The 19146-nt window shown below is 67.6% G+C and carries 20 protein-coding genes; 13 read left to right on the top strand and 7 right to left on the bottom strand.

All coding sequences use genetic code 11. The features are described 5' to 3' along the window. Positions 1-47: 47 nt before the first annotated feature. On the bottom strand, positions 48-341 hold the full coding sequence (locus tag X946_RS34380) for a hypothetical protein (RefSeq protein ID WP_152611780.1): 294 nt from the start codon (positions 339-341) through the stop codon (positions 48-50). A gap of 267 nt (positions 342-608) precedes the next feature. Here X946_RS34380 and X946_RS22885 point away from each other — a divergent pair, with 267 nt between their 5' ends. The 3 genes from X946_RS22885 (at position 609) to X946_RS22875 (ending at position 5432) form a co-directional block, all read left to right on the top strand. After that, positions 609-2198 (top strand): glycoside hydrolase family 10 protein, encoded by a 1590-nt coding sequence (locus tag X946_RS22885; protein WP_442854595.1) that lies wholly within the window; start codon positions 609-611, stop codon positions 2196-2198. 600 nt (positions 2199-2798) lie between these two features. Then, positions 2799-5072, top strand: coding sequence for an amylo-alpha-1,6-glucosidase (locus tag X946_RS22880; RefSeq protein WP_038752489.1), 2274 nt, complete (start codon positions 2799-2801; stop codon positions 5070-5072). Between the two features lie 96 nt (positions 5073-5168). Then, positions 5169-5432, top strand: a complete 264-nt coding sequence (locus tag X946_RS22875; RefSeq protein WP_038752486.1) for a hypothetical protein — start codon at positions 5169-5171, stop codon at positions 5430-5432. A gap of 56 nt (positions 5433-5488) precedes the next feature. Here X946_RS22875 and X946_RS34375 read toward each other — a convergent pair whose 3' ends face one another. Then, positions 5489-5752, bottom strand: a complete 264-nt coding sequence (locus X946_RS34375) for a hypothetical protein (protein ID WP_145986913.1) — start codon at positions 5750-5752, stop codon at positions 5489-5491. A gap of 99 nt (positions 5753-5851) precedes the next feature. Between X946_RS34375 and X946_RS22870 the strand changes: the two genes are divergently transcribed. From X946_RS22870 to X946_RS35260, 5 genes are all read left to right on the top strand, one after another. Continuing rightward, on the top strand, positions 5852-6328 hold the full coding sequence (locus X946_RS22870; RefSeq protein ID WP_038752483.1) for a VOC family protein: 477 nt from the start codon (positions 5852-5854) through the stop codon (positions 6326-6328). 158 nt (positions 6329-6486) lie between these two features. Next, complete coding sequence (locus tag X946_RS22865) at positions 6487-7146, top strand: glutathione S-transferase family protein (protein ID WP_038752481.1); 660 nt, start codon at positions 6487-6489, stop codon at positions 7144-7146. A gap of 25 nt (positions 7147-7171) precedes the next feature. Then, positions 7172-7882 carry a DUF899 family protein gene (locus X946_RS22860; RefSeq protein ID WP_038752479.1) on the top strand — a complete coding sequence of 237 codons (711 nt, stop codon included), beginning with the start codon at positions 7172-7174 and terminating at the stop codon, positions 7880-7882. 112 nt (positions 7883-7994) lie between these two features. After that, complete coding sequence (locus X946_RS34370; protein ID WP_226377314.1) at positions 7995-8282, top strand: hypothetical protein; 288 nt, start codon at positions 7995-7997, stop codon at positions 8280-8282. A 483-nt stretch (positions 8283-8765) separates the two neighbouring features. After that, positions 8766-9116 (top strand): hypothetical protein, encoded by a 351-nt coding sequence (locus X946_RS35260; protein WP_161788690.1) that lies wholly within the window; start codon positions 8766-8768, stop codon positions 9114-9116. Positions 9117-9651: 535 nt separating this feature from the next. On the opposite strand, the gene X946_RS22855 is transcribed toward X946_RS35260, so the two are convergent. From X946_RS22855 to X946_RS35520, 3 genes are all read right to left on the bottom strand, one after another. Continuing rightward, complete coding sequence (locus X946_RS22855; RefSeq protein ID WP_038752476.1) at positions 9652-11034, bottom strand: sensor histidine kinase; 1383 nt, start codon at positions 11032-11034, stop codon at positions 9652-9654. Next, the gene (locus X946_RS22850; protein WP_038752473.1) at positions 11031-11693 is read right to left on the bottom strand and encodes a response regulator; all 663 of its coding nucleotides are present in this window, start codon (positions 11691-11693) and stop codon (positions 11031-11033) included. The genes X946_RS22855 and X946_RS22850 overlap by 4 nt, the downstream gene beginning before the upstream one ends. A gap of 460 nt (positions 11694-12153) precedes the next feature. Continuing rightward, positions 12154-12429: a hypothetical protein gene (locus X946_RS35520; protein ID WP_152611777.1), complete on the bottom strand. Its 276-nt coding sequence runs from the start codon at positions 12427-12429 to the stop codon at positions 12154-12156. Between the two features lie 183 nt (positions 12430-12612). Between X946_RS35520 and X946_RS22845 the strand changes: the two genes are divergently transcribed. Both X946_RS22845 and X946_RS22840 read left to right on the top strand, forming a co-directional pair. Next, positions 12613-13473, top strand: coding sequence for a MurR/RpiR family transcriptional regulator (locus tag X946_RS22845; RefSeq protein ID WP_038752470.1), 861 nt, complete (start codon positions 12613-12615; stop codon positions 13471-13473). Positions 13474-13858: 385 nt separating this feature from the next. Beyond that, positions 13859-14128, top strand: coding sequence for a YodC family protein (locus tag X946_RS22840; protein ID WP_081989964.1), 270 nt, complete (start codon positions 13859-13861; stop codon positions 14126-14128). A gap of 185 nt (positions 14129-14313) precedes the next feature. On the opposite strand, the gene X946_RS22835 is transcribed toward X946_RS22840, so the two are convergent. Then, on the bottom strand, positions 14314-14640 hold the full coding sequence (locus X946_RS22835; protein ID WP_038752467.1) for a superinfection immunity protein: 327 nt from the start codon (positions 14638-14640) through the stop codon (positions 14314-14316). Positions 14641-14806: 166 nt separating this feature from the next. After that, on the bottom strand, positions 14807-15214 hold the full coding sequence (locus X946_RS22830) for a rhodanese-like domain-containing protein (RefSeq protein ID WP_038752464.1): 408 nt from the start codon (positions 15212-15214) through the stop codon (positions 14807-14809). A 111-nt stretch (positions 15215-15325) separates the two neighbouring features. On the opposite strand from X946_RS22830, the gene ftrA reads away from it, so the two are divergent. The 3 genes from ftrA (at position 15326) to X946_RS22810 (ending at position 18838) form a co-directional block, all read left to right on the top strand. After that, complete coding sequence (ftrA, locus tag X946_RS22825) at positions 15326-16282, top strand: transcriptional regulator FtrA (protein WP_038752461.1); 957 nt, start codon at positions 15326-15328, stop codon at positions 16280-16282. 629 nt (positions 16283-16911) lie between these two features. Next, positions 16912-18363, top strand: coding sequence for a M20 family metallopeptidase (locus X946_RS22815; protein WP_038752457.1), 1452 nt, complete (start codon positions 16912-16914; stop codon positions 18361-18363). 109 nt (positions 18364-18472) lie between these two features. Beyond that, the gene (locus X946_RS22810) at positions 18473-18838 is read left to right on the top strand and encodes a TfoX/Sxy family protein (RefSeq protein WP_038752693.1); all 366 of its coding nucleotides are present in this window, start codon (positions 18473-18475) and stop codon (positions 18836-18838) included. The last annotated feature ends 308 nt before the right edge of the window (positions 18839-19146 follow it).

Genomic DNA, 19146 nt, shown 5'->3' with positions numbered 1-19146 from the left:
GCTGTGATGATTTAACTGGATTTTAAAACCGTTTCCGCTATTATGCTTCATGTGTTTGTTTTCGATGCTGTATTTTCATTATTCTCGCCGTGGGCCATCACTTCCCCCTCCGGAAGCTTTGCGCTCAGCAAGGGTAACAACCACGCATTGATTTCTCCTTCAATGTGCAAAGCGATCCGGGAGACAAGAGCCATGTCTTCCCGGCTCGGCAATTTGGGTTTGAAACGGAACCCGAGGGGTATCTTGGTTTGCAACGAGTAGCAGGAGCGCGAAAGATTATCTTTTTCATCCGGGGCGCGACCATTTCCGTTGCGTTGATGCAAGGATTTGTCGCGAGGCATGCGGTGTCGAGCGAGCCGGACAGCATGTGATCGCCCTTTTCTGACTGGCGGCCGGGGGCGCGCCTGCGGATTCCGGCTTGAAAATGTCGGAGGAACCGGATCTTGGTGAGAAGTATCGATCACTGATCTCGCGGCCGACGATCACTGGGGTTGTGCACTATCGTGCGGGCAATCGGGTCACTGACCAGTCACGACTTGTGCCCCCTGAATCTCTTCCGCCGCGCACGGGCGTGGGAGTCTTCACGAACGAATCGAAGGAGCCGTCTGATGAACAACGAAATGACGCCGACGCACGTGTGGCGCGTCGTCCTTGCCGCCGCACTGACGTTTCTCGCGGGCGCATGCACAGGGGGGAGGGCGGACATGACCTCCGAGGCGGCACCGAACGTCGCGTGTGCGTCGGACGACGTGACGCCGAAGCGGCAATTTCGCGCGTTCTGGATCGCGTCGGTGGCGAACATTGACTGGCCTTCCCGGGAGGGGCTCACGTTCGTCGAACAGCAAGACGAACTGCGAAAGTGGCTCGACGACGCTGTCCGGCTGAATTTCAACGCGGTGATCCTGCAGGTGCGGCCGGTATCGGACGCGTTCTGGCCGTCACCTTTCGCGCCGTGGTCTGAATTCCTCACCGGCACGCAGGGCGTAGATCCCGGCTACGACCCGCTCGCGTTCGCGGTCGCCGAGGCGCATCGGCGCAATCTCGAACTGCACGCATGGTTCAATCCTTATCGGGCGACGAGAAACACCCGTCTCGACGCGCTTGCGCCGATGCATCCGGCGCGTCTGCATCCTGACTGGCTCGTGCGTTACGGTGGGCAATTCTATTTCGATCCCGGTATGCCCGCCGCCCGCGAGCACATCGTCAGCGCCATCATGGACGCGGTCGACCGCTACGACGTTGACGGTGTCCATCTCGACGACTTCTTTTATCCGTATCCGATCGCGGGTCAGACGTTCGACGATGCCGCGACATACGGACAATACGGCGGAGGGTTCGCGACGCTTGCCGACTGGCGCCGTCATAATGTGGACGTGTTCGTCGAAACGCTCGCGCAACGCATCAAGGCGGCGAAACCGTGGGTCAAGTTCGGCATCTCGCCGTTCGCGGTGTGGCGCAACGCGCTCACCGATCCGCAGGGCTCGCAAACATCGGCCGGCGCGCAAACGTACGACGATCTATACGCCGATACGCGCCGCTGGCTCCGCGAGAACTGGGTCGATTACATCGCGCCGCAAGTCTATTGGGCGCAAGGCTTTCCGGTCGCGGACTACGACAAGGTCGTGCCGTGGTGGGTGGAGCAGGCCCGGATGTCCCGCGCGCATCTCTATATCGGCCAGGCGGCTTACAAGGTCGGCATATCGGAGCAATCTCCCGGATGGTCCGATCCCGGCGAGCTCGACAATCATCTTGCGTTCAATTGCAAGCTTCCCGAAGTGAAAGGCGATATCTATTTCTCCGCGAAAGACGTCCGCGCGGATCGCCTCGGCTCGATGTCGCAACTCGTTCGCAAGTGGTATTCGCGTCCCGCGCTCGTGCCGACCATGCCGTGGCTCAAAGCGACGCCGCCGCTCGCGGTGAATGGCCTGCGCGTTGAGCGGACTCCGGACGGCGTGCGGTTGAGATGGCAAGCCGGCTCGGCCGACACGGTGTCGTATGCGATCTATCGCCACGAACGGCCTCGGTGCGATGCGTGCCGGGACATCGACGCACGGCATCTGGTCGCAACCGTCAGAGGAACCGATTATCTCGACGCGAAGGCAAGCGTCGATCACGAATACATGTACTCGGTCACGGCGCTGGACCGTGTCTGGAACGAGAGCGCGCCAGTCGCCACGAAACCGATCCCCGCGCTTTGACGCTGACGGCAGCGCTCGTCAGGGCGCCGTCAAGTTGCTGGCATACGGATCATTCGTGGGCCGACAAGTCGGGTAGTCGTCCGATTCGTGCGAAATCCGGCGGCCAGCACCGCGGATGAATTTCAAAATCAGGGAACGTGCTTTGCCGGGAGCGCGGCAATGAGTCGCTCAGGCGCGACCGTGCGCGGCAACACGCCGGCTGCCCCGCTCGCCTGAGGGGCGACTGGGGCAATTCAACCGCAACCCGGCAGCCAGTTGCATGCGAGGCTCTTTTCGGCAGCGCTCCGGTCGTCAAAACGAGGCGCTTTTCGACAGTCTGATTGCGCAGCATTCGCTCGGGCTGCGCGCGCTTGTCATGCCGTGTGAATCGAATTTTCGCGGGATCGGCCGACGCAAGCCCCGGTCGCCGGGGCGCGCGCGCCGCGAATGCGTCGAGCCGCCGCTTCGTCGCGAACCTCGAGCCTGGCCCTTCGATGGCGCATGTGAGTCGTCATGCGGGTGAACCGACCCTGACAACGCTGCGCGTCCGGCGCGTTCTGTCCTATCCTGTGCGGAAAACGCGGCGCACCCGGCGTGCCGCGTCCCCCCCCAGGAGTTCCGATGCCGAGGCAAGCCGATTCCTCTTCCCCGCGCGCGCCGCAGGCCGCGTCCGCATCCTCGTCCGCGCCCGCCGCACCGGCACCCGCGCGGCCGGCGCCGTCCGCCCCCGCGTTCATCGCGCCCGAGCCGGACACGCAGAAGGCCGTGCGCGGCAGCCAGTTCGTGCTGAAGGCGGGCGACGCGTTCGTCGTGAGCGACGCGCTCGGCGACATCGGCGGCAGCGACGACGGCCTGTTCGTCGACGACATGCGCATGCTGTCGCAATGGCGGCTCACGTTCGGCGGCCGCGCGCCGTCGCTGCTGTCGGGCGCGACGAGCGCGGACAACGCGTCGTTCACCGCGCACCTGACGAACCGTCCGCTGCCGCCGCTCGGCGGCCGCGAGACGCCCGAGGGCGTGATCCACATCGAGCGGATGCGCGTGCTCGCCGACAACGTGCTGTACGAGGCGCTCACGCTGACGAACTACGGCACGAGCGACGCCGAGGTGCCGCTGTCGGTGTCGTTCGGCGCGGACTTCAAGGACATGTTCGAAGTGCGCGGAACGCGGCGCGATCGGCGCGGCGCGATCGCGCCGCCGTGCGTCGAGGCGGGCGCGGTCAGGCTGCGCTACGACGGGCTCGACGCGGTCGAGCGCAGCGTGCGGATCGGCTTCGATCCGACGCCCGACACGCTCTCGGTCGATCGCGCCGACTACACGCTGACGATCGCCGCGCAGGCGTGCGTGTCGCTGTATCTGACGGTCGAGGCGCGCGTCGGCGCCGCGCACGCGAGCGGCGACGCGTTCGCGCAGCAGCCGTGCATCGCGGCGGGGCGCGGCGCGCTGCGCAAGGCGCTTGCCGCCGTGCACCGCGCGATGCGCGAGCGGCGCCGCACGATGGCGCGCGTGCACACGAGCAATCCGCTCTTCAACGCGTGGCTCGACCGCTCGCTCGCTGACCTCGGCTTGCTGACGACATCGCTCGAATCCGGCCCGTATCCGTATGCGGGCATCCCGTGGTTCTCGACGCCGTTCGGCCGCGACGCGGTGATCACGTCGCTGCAGATGCTGTGGCTGCAGCCGTCGCTCGCGCGCGGCGTGCTGCGGTTTCTCGCCGAGCATCAGGCGCGCGAGACGGCGGCGTTCCGCGACGCGGAGCCGGGCAAGATCATGCACGAGTTCCGCAAGAGCGAGATGGCGGCCACGGGCGAAGTGCCGTTCGCGCTCTACTACGGCGGCGTCGACACCACGCCGCTGTTCGTCGTGCTCGCGGGCGCGTATCTCGAGCACACCGACGACGAATCGCTGATCGACGAGCTGTGGCCGGCGCTCGAGCGCGCCGCGCAATGGGTGATGAGCGTCTGCGACCGCAACCCGCGCGGCTTGCTTGACTATCAGCGCACGTCCGCGCGCGGCCTCGCGAACCAGGGCTGGAAGGACAGCCAGGATTCGGTGTTCCATGCGGACGGCCGTTTTCCGGCCGGGCCGATCGCGCTCGTCGAAGTGCAGGCGTACGCGTGCGCGGCGTTCGACGCGATGTCGGCGTTCTCGCGCCGGCGCGGCCATGCGGCCGACACCGTGCGCTACGCGCAACGCGCGAAGGCGCTGCGCGAGCAGGTCGAGACGCTGTTCTGGATGCCGGAGGCGGGCTTCTACGGGATCGCGGTCGACGGCCACGGCGAGCTGTGCCGCGTGCTCGCGTCGAACGCCGCGCATCTGCTCGCGTTCGGCCTGCCCGAGCAGAGCCGCGGCGAATCGGTCGCGCGCGTGCTCGGCTCGACGCTCTTCAGAACCGGCTGGGGCGTGCGCACGCTCGCGGCGGGGCAGCCGCGCTTCAACCCGATGGCGTACCACAACGGCTCGATCTGGCCGCACGACAACGCGTTCGTCGCGCGCGGCCTCGCGCGCTACGGCGACAAGCGCTCGGTGCTCGATCTGCTGCGCGCGCTGTTCGAGGCCGCAGTGAGCTTCGACATGCGGCTGCCCGAGCTTTTCTGCGGTTTTCCGCGCCGGCCCGGCGAGCCGCCGACCGCGTATCCGGTCGCGTGCCTGCCGCAGGCGTGGGCGGCGGGCGCGCCGTTCATGATGCTGCAGGCGTGCCTCGGCATCTCGGTCGACGCGGCGCGGCGCGAAGTGCGCATCGAGCGGCCGGATCTGCCGGAAGGCGTCGACTGGCTGCGCGTCGACGATTTGCGCGTCGGCGACGACGGCGTGTCGCTCACGTTCCGGCGCGTCGAAGGGCAGGTGGTCGCGGCGGCGGAGCCGAGCGGCGTGCGCGTCGTCACGGTGCTGTGAAGATTGCGCTCGCTCGCGTCGGGCGCGCGGCGCTCGCCATACAATGACGGCATCGATCCACGATTCGCAACGAGCCGATAGACGGGAGGCATCATCATGACGAACGAGAAGCCGGACGAAGCGCGCCGGCAAGACGATCAGCCGAAGCTCGAGCAGTTCGAGGCGGCCGTCGATCACCTGCACGAGTCGATCCAGTCGCAGAGCATCGCGGCCGGCGCGGCGAAAGGCATCCTGTTCAGCCTGATCGAGACGCTCGGCGCGCTCGTCGGCGATCCCGACCTGCCGGAGCATGCGCGCTCCGGCTACGAGGCGCTGCGCGACAAGGCGAGCGAGCTGAAGGCGAACCTCGAGAAGCGCTGACGCGACGCGCGCGGCCGGTGCCCGCTTATTGCCGCGGCGCGGAAAGCGCCGTGCTTTCAAGGGCTTGGCGCGCGCGTGCGCAGGATATCCACATATTTGTCGACAGAAATTGTTGATAACCCGCGGCGGCGGGCCGCGCGAAGCGGCTGCCCGTTTGCTTCCGCGTTATCCGCTGCGTGCGCAGCATGCGCGGCCCGGCCGACCGGCCGGATGCGATTGATCGACGCGCTTTCCGGCATCGTGTGCGATGCCGCGTCGACGCCGGCGCGCGCCGGCTGCGGCCGGCCGTTCACCTTACGGGAAAAATTTTTGCGGCGCATGTCGAATTCCGCCCGCTTCGTTCGTCGTGGCGATAGAGCGCCTCCGCGCAAGCGGCGCGCTCGATCGATGAAACCATTCGAAGCCAAGGAGCCGCGATCATGCCTGATGCAGTCAAACCGATCCCCGAGGGGATGCATTCGCTCACCCCTCATCTGATCTGCGACGGCGCCGCCGCCGCGATCGAGTTCTACAAGAAGGCGTTCGACGCCGTCGAAATCACGCGGCTGCCGTCGCGCGAGGCCGGCCGGCTGATGCATGCAGCCGTCAGGATCGGCGATTCGACGCTGATGCTCGTCGACGAGATGGGGAGCTGCGGCGCGCTCGGGCCGAAAGCGCTGAAAGGCTCGCCCGTGTTCATTCATCTGTACGTGCCGGACGTCGACGCGGTGATCGCGCGCGCGGTGGAGGCGGGCGCGAAGCTGACGATGCCCGCGGCCGACATGTTCTGGGGCGACCGCTACGGCCAGATCGAGGACCCGTTCGGCCATCGCTGGTCGGTCGCGACGCACAAGCGCGACTTGACTCCCGAGCAGATCCGCGAGGGGATGGAGCAATGCGTGCCGCCCGCGCGGTGAGCGCGGTGGCCGGCGCGTGAGGTTCGTGAGGCGCGCGACGCGCGTGCGCCGGCCGGGCGAACGCATGACGCGGCGCGGGCGGCGTGCGCCCTGCCGCGCGTTTTTTTCGACGGGCGGCGTGCGCGCGTCGCGCGCCCACTCGACCGAGGAGGAACGCAATGAGCTTGAAGTTCTATGGGCATCCGTTCTCGTTGTATTGCCAGAAGGTGCTGGTCGCGCTGTACGAGTACGACTTGCCGTTCGAGTGGCGGCTGCTCGCGGGCGACACGCCGGACGCGAACGCCGAATTCGCCGCGCGGTGGCCGCTCAAGCACATGCCGATGATCGTCGACGGCGAGCGCACGGTCGTCGAGTCGACGATCATCGTCGAGTACCTGGGCCTGCGGCGCCCGGCGAACGCGCGGCTGCTGCCCGCCGACGCCGGCGCGGCGCTCGACGTGCGCATGATGGACCGCTTCTTCGACTGCTACGTGTCGACGCCGCTGCAGAAGATCGTGTTCGACGCGCTGCGGCCGCAGGCCGAGCGCGATCCGCGCGGCGTCGCCGATGCGCGCCGGATGCTCGGCACGTCGTATGCGTGGCTCGAACGCGCGCTCGAGGGCCGCGACTGGGCGGCGGGCGGCGCGTTCAGTCTTGCCGACTGTTCGGCCGCGCCGTCGCTGTTCTACGCGGACTGGACGCATCCGATCGATGCGTCGCTGCAGCGCGTGATCGCGTATCGCAAGCGGCTGCTCGCGCGGCCGTCGTTCGCGCGCGCGCTCGACGAGGCGCGTCCGTATCGGCACCTGTTCCCGCTCGGCGCGCCCGACCGGGATTGAATCGTTCGATCGACAGGAGACTGACATGACAGTGAGTTCCACGCTGACGCCCGCCGCCGAGCTCGTGAAGCGCAACACGACGCGCTGGCCGAACGAGAGCGACGCATACCGTCGCGCGCGCGACGCGCTGCTCGTCGAGGAGATCGAGTTGCGCCGGCACGTCGAGCGCGTCGCCGCGCTGCGGCGCACGCTGCCGCCGGGCGGCGAGGTGACGGGCGATTATCGCTTCGAAGGTGAGCGCGGGCCGTGCGGCTTCGCCGGCCTGTTCGGCGACAAGGCGACGCTCGTCGTCTACAGCTACATGTTCGGGCCGCAGCGACAGCGGCCGTGCCCGATGTGCACGTCGCTCCTCGGCGCATGGAACGGCGAGGCGCGCGATGTCGAGCAGCGCGTCGCGCTCGCGGTCGTCGCGCGCTCGCCGATCGAGCGGCTCGTCGCGTTCAAGCGCGAGCGCGGCTGGCGCGATCTCAAGCTGTATTGCGATCTCGACGGCCGGTACAGCCAGGACTATCACGCGATCGGCGCAGACGGCGGCGAAGATCCGGCGATCAACGTGTTCACGCGTCGCGACGGCGCGATCCGCCATTTCTGGAGCGGCGAGCTGGGCGGCTGGAGCGTGGACCCGGGGCAGGACCCGCGCGGCGCGCCCGATCCGATGCCGCTATGGACGATCCTCGACATGACGCCGGAAGGGCGCGGCGTCGACTGGTATCCGAAGCTCGATTATCCGGTGTGAGCGACGCGCGCGTCATCGCGGGCGCGAGGTCAGGGCGGCGGCCGACGCGAAGGCGCGCGACGGCCGCCGCGTGCGCGAGCGGTCGCTCGCAAGTTCGCGCGAGCCGGCGCGCGTGAGCGCTTTCGTTGCCATTTCCCGGGCTGCGTCGCCGACGCTTCGCGACGGTTTGTGCCGACGGTACGACGATTCCGGAAAAATGTCGATATATCAATTGTTTGGCGCTGAGTTCGCCGAGATATCCACAAGCTTGCGCACAAAATCTGTGGAAAACCCTAATGTCGAGAATGCATTGTGGATTGTTTTGTCGCGCGGGCGCTTGCGCCGTGACGAGTCGGCGCGGCGCGACGCGCATGCATGCGCATGCGGCGAACCGATTTCCGTCGCCGTGCCGCAGTTCTGACTGCTCGGCGAAAGTGTCGTCGGATCAATGTGTTGTGCGCCCGATGCTCAGGATGTCCACAAGCTTGCCAACAAAAATTGTGGACAAGGCCCGACTTCAGATCGCGCATCGAAGATTCGCCGAATGCCGAGCGCATCGCTCGATATCGCGCGTTGAAATGCCGGATGTTGATGGTCCGCACGGGCGCGAACATGGCGCGCTCGTGCCGCTTGTTTGGTGCGTACGAGAAAACGTCGGCGGATCAATGAGTTGACTGTCGGATGCCCAGCCTATTCACAAGCTTGCCAACAAAAAATGTGGAAAAGGCCGCGATGCGATCGCGTTCGCCGACGCGATGGCGCGATTGTCGAACCCCGGCCGCGACGCCGCGCCGATCTGCGCGAAAAGGGGTATGCCGACGCCATGTGCCGCTTCATTGACATGCGGAGAAAAGTGTCGCTGGATCAATGGCTTGAGAATCGGATGCTCAGGATGTCCACAAGCTTGACCACAAAAATTGTGGAAAAGGCGCGCGGAAGCGCTGCCGGAGATGCGGCGGCCCGGCTGCTCAAGCCGGCATGGGCGAACGGGGGTTCGACCGGCGGCTCGCATGCGATGAACTTGCGTGCGCTGCTTCTTTGTCGCCCTGTTCGTGAAAATGTCGCGGGATCAATTGCTTGGGCGGCGGATGCTCAGGATATCCACACGCTTGACCACAAAAATTGTGGAAAAGCGGCTCGGCCATCGAGCATGTCGAATGGCCGGACGGCGCGAGGCAGTGCGCGAGTTGCACGCGCGAAGACGTCAAAGGCCGTTGGCGACAGCGCGATTCCGTACGTGCCGCCGCTTGCCTGAGCTGCTCGACAAAAGTCCAATGGATCAACGAGTTGATCGCGGCGCACCCAGGATCTCCACAAGCTTGCCAACAAAAATTGTGGAAAACGACGGCGCATTTCTTATGGGCGATTTCGGTGAACGGATGTTCATATGTCGCGAAGCCGACGTGAGCAGCTCCGCGCACAGGCAACGCCGCATGCCGCGTACGTGCGCGCGTAGGCGCAGCGTGCCGCATTCGTGACACCTTTGGGAAAACGCTGCCGCATCAATGACTTGATCGCCGGATGCTCAGGATGTCCACAAGCTTGCCAACAAAAAATGTGGACAAGGACGTGGCGTTCGGCGCGCGATGATCGTGCGGTTCGCGTGATGAATTGGGTGATTCGCCGATTCAGTGGTTTACCCACTCACTGGTTTGCCGATCTGCCGACAAACCGACAAACCGATCCGCCGCCCCACCAAGCAGCGCACGTGCCGACCGCAAAGAACACGCCACCTCCGCCGGGCGTCGACGCGCAACCGAGCCGGCCGCCGCGCCCGCGTGCCGCGCCGCTCACGCCCGCGGCTTCGCGCCGAAGCGTACCGTCACCGTCAACCCGCGCCCGTCGGCGCCGCTCGCGAGCGACACCTCCGCGCGATGCTGCTCGGCGATGCGCTTGACGATCGACAGCCCGAGCCCGCTGCCCGACGCCGACACGAGCTGCGCGCCGCCGCCGCGATAGAAGCGCTCCCACACGCGCGGACGATCGGCCACCGGAATGCCGGGGCCGTTGTCGCGCACTTCGAGCGCGGGCGCGCCGCCGGCGTCGGCGCGCGCTTCGACGTCGACGCGCGCGCCCGCGCCCGCATAGCGGATCGCGTTGTCGACGAGATTGTTGAGCAGCACGCGCAGCGTGTCGGCGTTGCCTTGCACGCGCACGGGCGCCGTGCCGACCGCGCCGAGATCGACATGCTGCGCGCTCGCGACGCGCGAGCGCTCGGCGACGACCGAGCGGCACAGCGCGGCGAGATCGACGTCGGCGAACGTCGCCGATTGCGCATCGGGCTCGAGGCGCGCGAGCGTGAGCAACTGCTCGGCGAGATGCGACAGGCGCGTCGTGGCGGCCTGGATCTGCGCGAGGATGCGCGCGCGCTCGTCGGCGCTCGCCGTGCGTTGCAGCAGCTGCGTCTGGATCGACAGGCCCATGATCGGCGTGCGCAATTCATGCGCGGCGTCCGCGATGAAGTTCCGCTGCAGCGTGAACGAGCGGTCGAGCCGGGCGAGCAGATCGTTGATCTCGGACGCGAGCGGCTGCGCTTCGGTCGGCACGGTCGTGATGTCGAGCTGGTCGAGGTGATTCGCATGACGGCGCTTCAGGCCCGCGGCAATCGCGCCGAGCGGCCGCAGCCCGTAACCGATGCCGAGCCACAGCCCGACCGCGAGCAGCGGCAGCAGCGACAGCACCGGCCAGAGCAGATGCACGGCGATGCCCGCGATCGCCTCCCAGCGCGCCTGGCGCGGCTGCGCGACGCGGATCGTGGTGCCCGCGCTCTCGCGCACGTACGTGTGCCAGCGCTGGCCGCCCGCGTCGAGCGCCACGAAGCCGGCCGCAGCGGGCGGCGGCAGCTGCGTTGCCGGATCGGTCGTGAATTGGAGCTGGCCGCCGCGCCATACTTGCAGCAGCACGTCGTCGGAATCGTAATCGGCCGGGTGGCGCTTGCCGAGCTTGTCGCGCCCCTCGATCGACAGCTTGCCGCTGTCGTCGACCTGAATCTGCTTCGACATGCTGCGCATCTGATCGTCGAGCAGATCGTCGAGCTCGCGCAGCGCGCCCCAGTAGGTGCCCGTGCTCGCGAGCACGCCGACGACGCACGCGGCGGGCAGCAGCCACATCAGCAGCCGGCCGCGCAGCGATGCGGTGAGCCGGCGCGCGAAGCCGCGCGGCGCGCCCGTCATGCGCCGTCTCCGATCCGGTAGCCGACGCCGCGCACCGTGAGGATCGTGTCGTGGCCGAGCTTCTTGCGCAGGTTGTGGATGTGGACCTGCACCGCGTTGCTCTCGATTTCCTCGCCCCAGCTGTACAGCCGCTCCTCGAACTGCTCGCGCGAGATCACCGCGCCCGGCTCGCGCATCAGCTCGTGCAGCAGCACGAATTCCTTCGGCGACAGCGCGACTTCCTCGTCGCCGCGCCACACCTGATGGCGCGCCGGATCGAGCCGCAGCGCGCCCGCCGCGAGCACCGTCTGCGCGCGCCCCGTCTGGCGGCGGTTCACCGCGCGGATGCGCGCGAGCAACTCTTCGAGCGCGAACGGCTTGACGAGATAGTCGTCGGCGCCGCAGTCGAGCCCGGCGATCCGGTCGGGCAGCGCGTCGCGCGCGGTGATCACGATCACGGGCAGCGCGTCGTCGCGGCGCCGCAGCGCGGCGAGCACCGCGAGGCCGTCCTTGTCCGGCAGGCCGAGGTCGAGCAGCAGCAGCCCGTACGGCGTCGTGCGCAGCGCGAGCGACGCCGCGTCGCCGTTCTGCACCCAGTCGACCGCGAAGCCTTCCTGTTTCAGTCCTTGTTCGAGCCCGCTGCCGATGAGCGGATCGTCTTCGACGAGCAATACGCGCATGTTTCGAGATTCCGTCAGAGCGCGGCGCGCGCGTGCGCGTGCATGCCGCTTGCGGGAATGATAAGCGCTCGATGCTTAGCGGCGGCTTAAAGCGTCGGGAAATGCGGAGCGCGACGCGATGGGGCGGGCGACGGCGGGCGCGGGTGAGCCTAGATGGTCGTAGATGGGCGATTTGGCGCGCGACGGCGCGAATCGCCGGCGCAGCGATGGATCGGCGCGCGTCGATCGAAGATTTGGGGATCGGGGCTTGAAGGCGCGCTGAAACGAGGGAGTCGCAAGGGAATGTGATGACGACGTTGATGAAGTCCTCGAATGAAGTCCTCGAATGGGACGATCGGCGAGACATCGAAACGGCGAAGAAGCGGTGAATCGAGGTGGGGCAACGATCGCGGGATCAAGTGAATCGACGGGTGAAACTTCGCCGGATCGAAGCGGGCGGCGAGGATCGTTGAGATTGGAATTATTGAAGGAGATCAGAAGATCGGATGACTCGAAGGCCCAAAGGTCCGAAGGCCCCAAAGCCCCAAAGCCCCAAAGCCTCAAAGCCCCAAAGCCCCAAAGCCCCAAAGCCCCAAAGCCCAAAGGCCCAAAGGCCCGAAGATCGAAAAATCTGACGATCGGAAGGATCGGAAGGATCGGAAGGATCGGAAGGATCGGAAGGATCGGAAAGATCGGAAAGATCGGAAAGATCGGAAAGATCGGAAAGATCGGAAAGATCGGAAAGCGCGTCATCCATCGCATCTTCTGCAAGCATGGCGGGCCGGCCCGACAATGCGCGCGCGAATCCGAATCACGGCGCGCTGCCGGGCAGGTCGCGGCGAACTTGGCCCCGGCCCCATCTCGCGCCGCCCGGCATTCGCAGGCATCGACCGCGCAATGCGGGTGATACCATGGCCGATCGACTTTTCCCCCGACCACGATGCCCGCCGATTTCGATGAACTCGCGTCCCTGATCCGGGCGCAATTTTCCGAGCTGAGCCCGCAATTCCAGGTGGGCGCGGCGTTCCTGCTCGATCATCCCGACGAGGTGGCCGTGTCGTCGATGCGCAAGGTCGCGCAGCGCGCGAACGTGCAGCCGGCGTCGCTCGTGCGGCTCGCGCAGCAATTCGGCTTTCCGGGCTGGAACGAGCTGCGCGATCTGTTCGTCGCGCGCGTGCGCACGCGGCCGCAGCCGCTCACGCAGCGCGCGCGTTCGCTCGTGAAGCCGAACGCGAAGGCCTCGCTCGCGGCCGATCTGCTCGCCGCGCAGCGGCACAACCTCGAGGCGAGCGCCGCGCAGAACGCGCAGGCGCTCGCCGAGGCGGCGAAGCTGATGCGCAAGGCCGCGCACGTGCATGTCGCGGGCTTCCGGTCGTGCTATCCGGTCGCGTTCGGCCTTGTCTACGGCTATCGGCTGTTCCGGCCGACGGTGTCGCTGCTGACAGGCGTGGCGGGCTCGCTCGACATGGAACTGCGGACGATCGCGAAGAACAGCGTGACCGTCGTCGTCAGCTTCGCGCCGTATTCGGCCGAGGCGACGCGCGTCGCTCAGGCGGCGCGCGCGCAGGGCGGCAAGATCGTCGCGATCACCGACAGCGCGGTGTCGCCGATCGCGCTGCACGCCGACGCGCAACTGATCTTCACGCACGACAGCCCGTCGTTCTTCCCGTCGCTCGTCGCCGCGCATGCGCTGGTGGAAGCGCTCGTCGCGCAATTGCTCGCGCTCGAAGGCGGCGACGCGATCGCGGCGCTCGAGCAGGCCGAGGCGGAGCTGCACGCAAAGGGCGCATACGTCGTCTGAGTGCGGCGCCGCATTCGCGCGGATTGCAAAAGTCTTTCAAGCCGCCATATCCGGAGCATGCCGTTTACTCCCGGCGCATTCGATGATAAATCTGCTCCGCAATTGGAAACGTTTCCACGTATCGATGCGCTGAATTAGATTGGCGGCGATTGTTGCATTGCAAATGAAATTGCGGCGCAACACGCCGCCAAGGCCGCTCTGGCGCGCTGTCGAGCGGCCAAGGTCGCGTAACGATGCCGCCACTTATTAACCCGATTCGAAAAAAAAGTTTTAATGGCGACTTGCCGGCTATTCAGTCGATTGCTAATCTGCGGGAGATGAACGAATAGCTGGATCGAAGATCCGGAAAAATGAATAAATAAATTATTTCCGAAAAAGGGCCACCATGATGACTTACCGTGATACGCATACCACTTCCTTTCGGGTCGGCGACGTCGTGACGCTCAAGACGGGCGGTCCACGCATGACGGTGACGTACGCCGGCCCGGTCGTGTTCGACACGGGCGAATGGGTGATCTGCCAATGGTTCGACGAGCACGGCGAATTCCGCCAGGAGATGTTTCCGAACGAGACCGTCGTGCTCGAGCCGCGGACGATTTCGGCGGGGCTCGCGCGGATGCGCTCGCAGTCGGTGCGCGGCGGCATGCAGGCGTGACGCGGGATCGCGCGTCCGAGCGTCAAGCATTCGTCAGGAAAACGGCGCACGCGTGAGCGCCGAACGCTGCGCCGCGGCCCGAACGGGCGCGCGGCGTAGTCGCATGTGCGGGTGGGTGCCGCTGCGTTGCCGCTCAGGCCGACCGCTATCGCGCGCGAGGACGCGACAAACGCGGCGGGGCGCAATCAGCGAGTGCCTTGCTTTTCGGCCCAGCGCTCCTGCGCGGCGATCCGCCGCTGCACGCGTTCGACGAGGCCCGTCGAGAACGTCTTCATGCTGATCGCGCGGCGCTCGAGCAGCACCTCGCCGGCGAAATTGTTGGCCGCGTTCGGCTGCAGCGCCCAGTAGAGCGTCAGCAGCCAGCCGATTCCCGTCCAGCCGAGCAGCGCGTTGAACAGCGCGATCGTGAGCTTGTCGCCGCGGCTGCGGCGATCGGCGACGATCGCCGGAAGAAAATAGAGCGCGATCGCGACGACCGAGCCGCCAATCTGGATCAGGATTCCCATCTGCATGAGGCTTCTCCATCCGTGCTGCGGTGCGACTTGACGTCGCACCTGCGATGGAGTTGATTGTCGCGCTTTTTCGGTTGTTGTGCAGACAACTAATTGTTGCGGATTCGTAACGGATCGATCGCTGCCTTATGCTGGCTTACACCGGTTGACGGCGCCTTACGCAACGTTACGCTTGCGCGCCGCCGGCGCGCGCGAGCGCGAACCCTTCGTCGAGCCAGCCCGTCACGCCGCCCAGCATCAGCTTCACCGGCCGGCCGAGGCGAGCGAGCCGCAGCGCCGCGCGCGCCGCGCCGTTGCAGTGCGGCCCCGCGCAATAGACGACGAAGCACGTGCCGCGCGCAAATTCCGCGAGCTTGCTTTCAACGATCTTTCGATGCGGCAGGTTGAGCGCGCCGGGCACGTGTCCGGCCGCGTAGAGGCCGGGGCCGCGCACGTCGAGCAGCACGAAATCGGGCGCGCCGGACGCCAGCGCGTCGTGCACGTCCCAGCAATCGGTCTCGAAGCCGAGCGATGCCGCGAAGTGCGCGGCGGCGGCCGCGCTGTCGGCGGCGGGCGTTTCGGTGACGCGGGACATGGCCGGTTCTCCTCGTGTCGAATGGTTGCAGTGGCGAACGAGCGCTCAGTATCCGGATCGCGCGCGTCGCGCGACAGTGGCGCGATCGACAACTTCCGGTAACATCGCGCCATGCACAATCATCTCGTCGTCGCGCTCGCGTACGATCGGCTCTGCACTTTCGAATTCGGCTGCGTCGTCGAGCTGTTCGCGCTGCCGCGGCCGGAACTCGGCGTCGACTGGTATCGCTTCGCGGTCTGCGCGAGCGAGCCGGGGCCCGTGCGCGCGGCGGGCGGCATCAAGGTCGAAGCACCGTATCGGCTCGCGCTGATGGATCGCGCGGACACGATCGTGATTCCCGGCTGGCGCGATCCGGACGAAACGCCGCCCGAGCCGCTGTTGAAGAAGATCCGCGCGGCCCACCGGCGCGGCGCGCGGCTTTGCTCGATCTGCTCGGGCGTGTTCGTGCTTGCCGCGGCGGGCGTGCTCGACGGCGCGACCGTCACGACGCACTGGCGTTACGCGCAGCGTCTGCAGGCGCGCTATCCGTCGCTGCGCGTGAATCCCGACGCGCTCTACGTCGACGAAGGGCGGATCGTCACGTCGGCGGGCTCGGCGGCGGGCCTCGACATGTTGATGCACATCGTGCGCCGCGATCACGGCAGCGCGATCGCCAATCGCGTCGCGCAGCGGCTCGTGCTGCCGCCGCATCGCGACGGCGGCCAGGCGCAGTTCGTGCCGCGGCCGCTGCCGGGCGTCGGCGGCGATCGGCTCGCGAAGCTGATCGACTGGATGCGCGCGCATGCCGCGCAGCCGCACACGCTCGCGACGCTCGCCGCGCGCGCGGCGATGAGCCCGCGCACGCTGCAGCGGCAGTTTCGCGACGCGACGGGGCTCGGCCCGTACGAATGGCTGATCCGCGAGCGGGTCGGGCTCGCGAAGGAGATGATCGAGCAAGACCCCGCGCTGTCGGTCGCGCGCGTCGCCGCGCTCGCGGGGTTCGGTTCGGAGGAGTCGTTGCGCCGGCACTTCAGGCGCATCGCGGCAACGAGCCCAGCCGCGTATCGCCGCGGCTTCGATGCGCGTTGACGCGCGCCGCCCGGGCGGCGGCGCGTGCGCGTGCGGTGTCGGGGCGATGCGCAGACGAAGGCGGCGGGGCGGCTCGATTCGGTGCCGGAGCGGAGCGAGCGGCGTTCGGCCCGCGACATCGCGGGGCAGCGGACGCCGTGCGTGCGCCGTAGACGCGCGTCTCTTGGGCGCGCACGTCGCGAACATGCGTATCGCGACAGCGCGCGTCGTACGACGCGCACGCTGCGAACGTCCTTGCCGCAACCGAGTGCGCATCTCGCGGCGCTCGCACGCGCACGCATCTTGAGCGCGCAGTCCGCAAACAAGCTCATCGCCTACACGAGAATCGCAGGCGCGCATCTCGAGCTACACAAAATGCGGACGTGGCACGCGCATACGTCGCATGCGAGCGGGCCGCAAACGCACATATTCCCGATGTGCGGCCGCAACACGCGTTCGGCGGCGGCTCGCCGCGACCTCGCCGTCGATGGCGGCTTCTGCGGGCCGCCGGTTTCCGATTCGGCGCGACGAACGCGCAACCGAGTTGCATCGCACAACGCGCGTCGCTTTTTTCGGCGCGTGCATAACTGCCCGCACCGGCGCTATCATCGCCACTCCACTTCCGTCAGACAGTTCGTCTGCTCCGCGCCATGACCACCGCCACCGCTTCCGCCATCGACCACGACCGCCTCGCCGATTTCATCGAACGCAAATGGAGCGACGAGATCCTGCACGCGTTGACCGACTACATCGCGGTGCCCGCGAAAAGCCCCGCATTCGATCCCGACTGGGCGAAGCACGGCTACATCGAGCGCGTCGTCGTCGACGCCGCGCAATGGGCCGAGCGGCAGCCGGTCAAGGGGCTGAAGGTCGAGATCGTGCGGCTCGCCGGCCGCACGCCGGTGATCTTCTTCGAGACGCCCGCGACGCGCGCGGGCAGCGCCGACACGATCCTGCTCTACGGTCACCTCGACAAGCAGCCCGAATTCGACGGCTGGCGCGCCGATCTCGGCCCGTGGACGCCGAAGCTCGAGGGCGGCAAGCTGTACGGCCGCGGCGGCGCGGACGACGGCTACGCGATCTACGCGAGCCTCGCGGCGCTCGGCGCGCTCGACGCGCAAGGCATCGAGCGGCCGCGCTGCGTCGGCCTCATCGAGACCTGCGAGGAGTCGGGCAGCTACGACCTGCTGCCGTACGTCGACGCGCTGCGCGCGCGGCTCGGCGACGTGAGCCTCGTCGTGTGCCTCGATTCGGGCGCGGGCAACTACGATCAGCTGTGGCTCACCACGTCGCTGCGCGGGCTCGTGTCGGGCGACCTGCAGGTCGAGGTGCTCGAGGAGGGCGTGCATTCGGGCGTGTACGGCGGGATCGCGCCGTCGAGCTTCCGCGTGATGCGCCAGCTGTTCGAGCGGCTCGAGGATGCGGCTACCGGCAATCTGCTGCCGTCGTCGTTCCATTGCGAGGTGCCCGCGAGCCGCCTGCGCGAGACCGAGGCGGCCGCGTCGATTCTCGGCGACGCCGTGTGGAAGGGGCTGCCGTGGGCATGCGGGCAGGACGGCAAGCCGGTGCTGCCGACGACCGACGATCCGAGCGAGGCGCTACTCAATTCGACGTGGCGGCCGTCGCTGTCCGTCACGGGCGCGCAAGGGCTGCCCGCGCTCGAGAACGCGGGCAACGTGCTGCGGCCGCGCACCGCGTTCAAGCTGTCGCTGCGGCTGCCGCCGCTCGTCGACGCCGCGCAGGCGGTGCAGCAGCTGAAGGCGCTGCTCGAGCTTGATCCGCCGTACAACGCGAAGGTCACGTTCAAGCCCGACGCGGGCGCGGCGACCGGCTGGAACGCGCCCGACGTCGCGCCGTGGCTCGGCGCGGCGCTCGGCGACGCGTCGCGCCGGCACTTCGGCGCCGACTGCGCGTACATGGGCCTGGGCGGCACGATCCCGCTGATGAACGTGCTGCAGGAGGGCTTCCCGGCCGCGCAATTCATGGTGTGCGGCGTGCTCGGCCCGAAATCGAACGCGCACGGGCCGAACGAGTTCCTGCACGTGCCGTACGCGAAGAAGCTGACGGCCGCGGTGGCAAACGTGGTTGCCGCCGCACGTTGATGCGCGTGTCGATTCGTCTTCATCGTTCGATGACGATCGCGCCGCCGCGAGCATGCGGCCGCGTGGCGGCGGGCGTTCGACCGCGCGCGGCGCGCCGCGGCGGCGAGCGATGAACTGGAAAGCGGAAAAGCTGCGCGCGGACGAGCTCGCCGAGCAGCTCGAAGCGCTCGGGCCGATCGGCGTCGCGCGCTTCTTCAGCGGCGCGTCGCTCAGGATCGACGGCGTGCTGTTCGGCTTCGTCCATGCGGGATCGCTGTTCCTGCGCGTCGACGATGACAATCGCGCGGCGTTCGAGCGAGCGGGCATGCGGCCGTTCTCGTATCCGGGGCGCACGCGAACGGTCGTCGTCGGCGGCTATTTCGAGACGCCCGCCGACGTGCTCGAAGACGTGGGCACATTGCGCGACTGGTGTCGCGGCGCCTATCGCGCGGCCGTTCGCGCGGGGGCCGGCGCGCGCCGCGCGAAGCGGAAGTAGCGCGGCTGCGGCACGCCGCCGCGCGGCGCGCGCCGGCATGCGCAATGGTGTACGGTGTGCGCGATGACATGTCGGCGAGACGCAACAGGGCGACGGCAGGGCGACAACAAAAAAGCGAAGTGCGATCGTGCGCGGACATGCGCAGCAAGCGTCGGACGTCAGTCGTCGCGTCGCGCTTCGGCCTGCAAGCGCGGGCCGGTACCGTCGCATCCCGGTGTTGCCGGCACGAACGCGAGCGCGCGCGGCGAGGCCGGCGCAAGGCAGCGAGGCAGGTGTGCGCGGCATGGCGAGGTATCCCGATGCGCGCG

Origin of the sequence: Burkholderia sp. ABCPW 111, assembly GCF_000773065.1 — a bacterium.
GTDB classification, from domain to species: domain Bacteria; phylum Pseudomonadota; class Gammaproteobacteria; order Burkholderiales; family Burkholderiaceae; genus Burkholderia; species Burkholderia savannae.
Note: the sequence above shows the minus strand (reverse complement) of the source record. Positions and strands in the feature narration are given on the sequence as shown.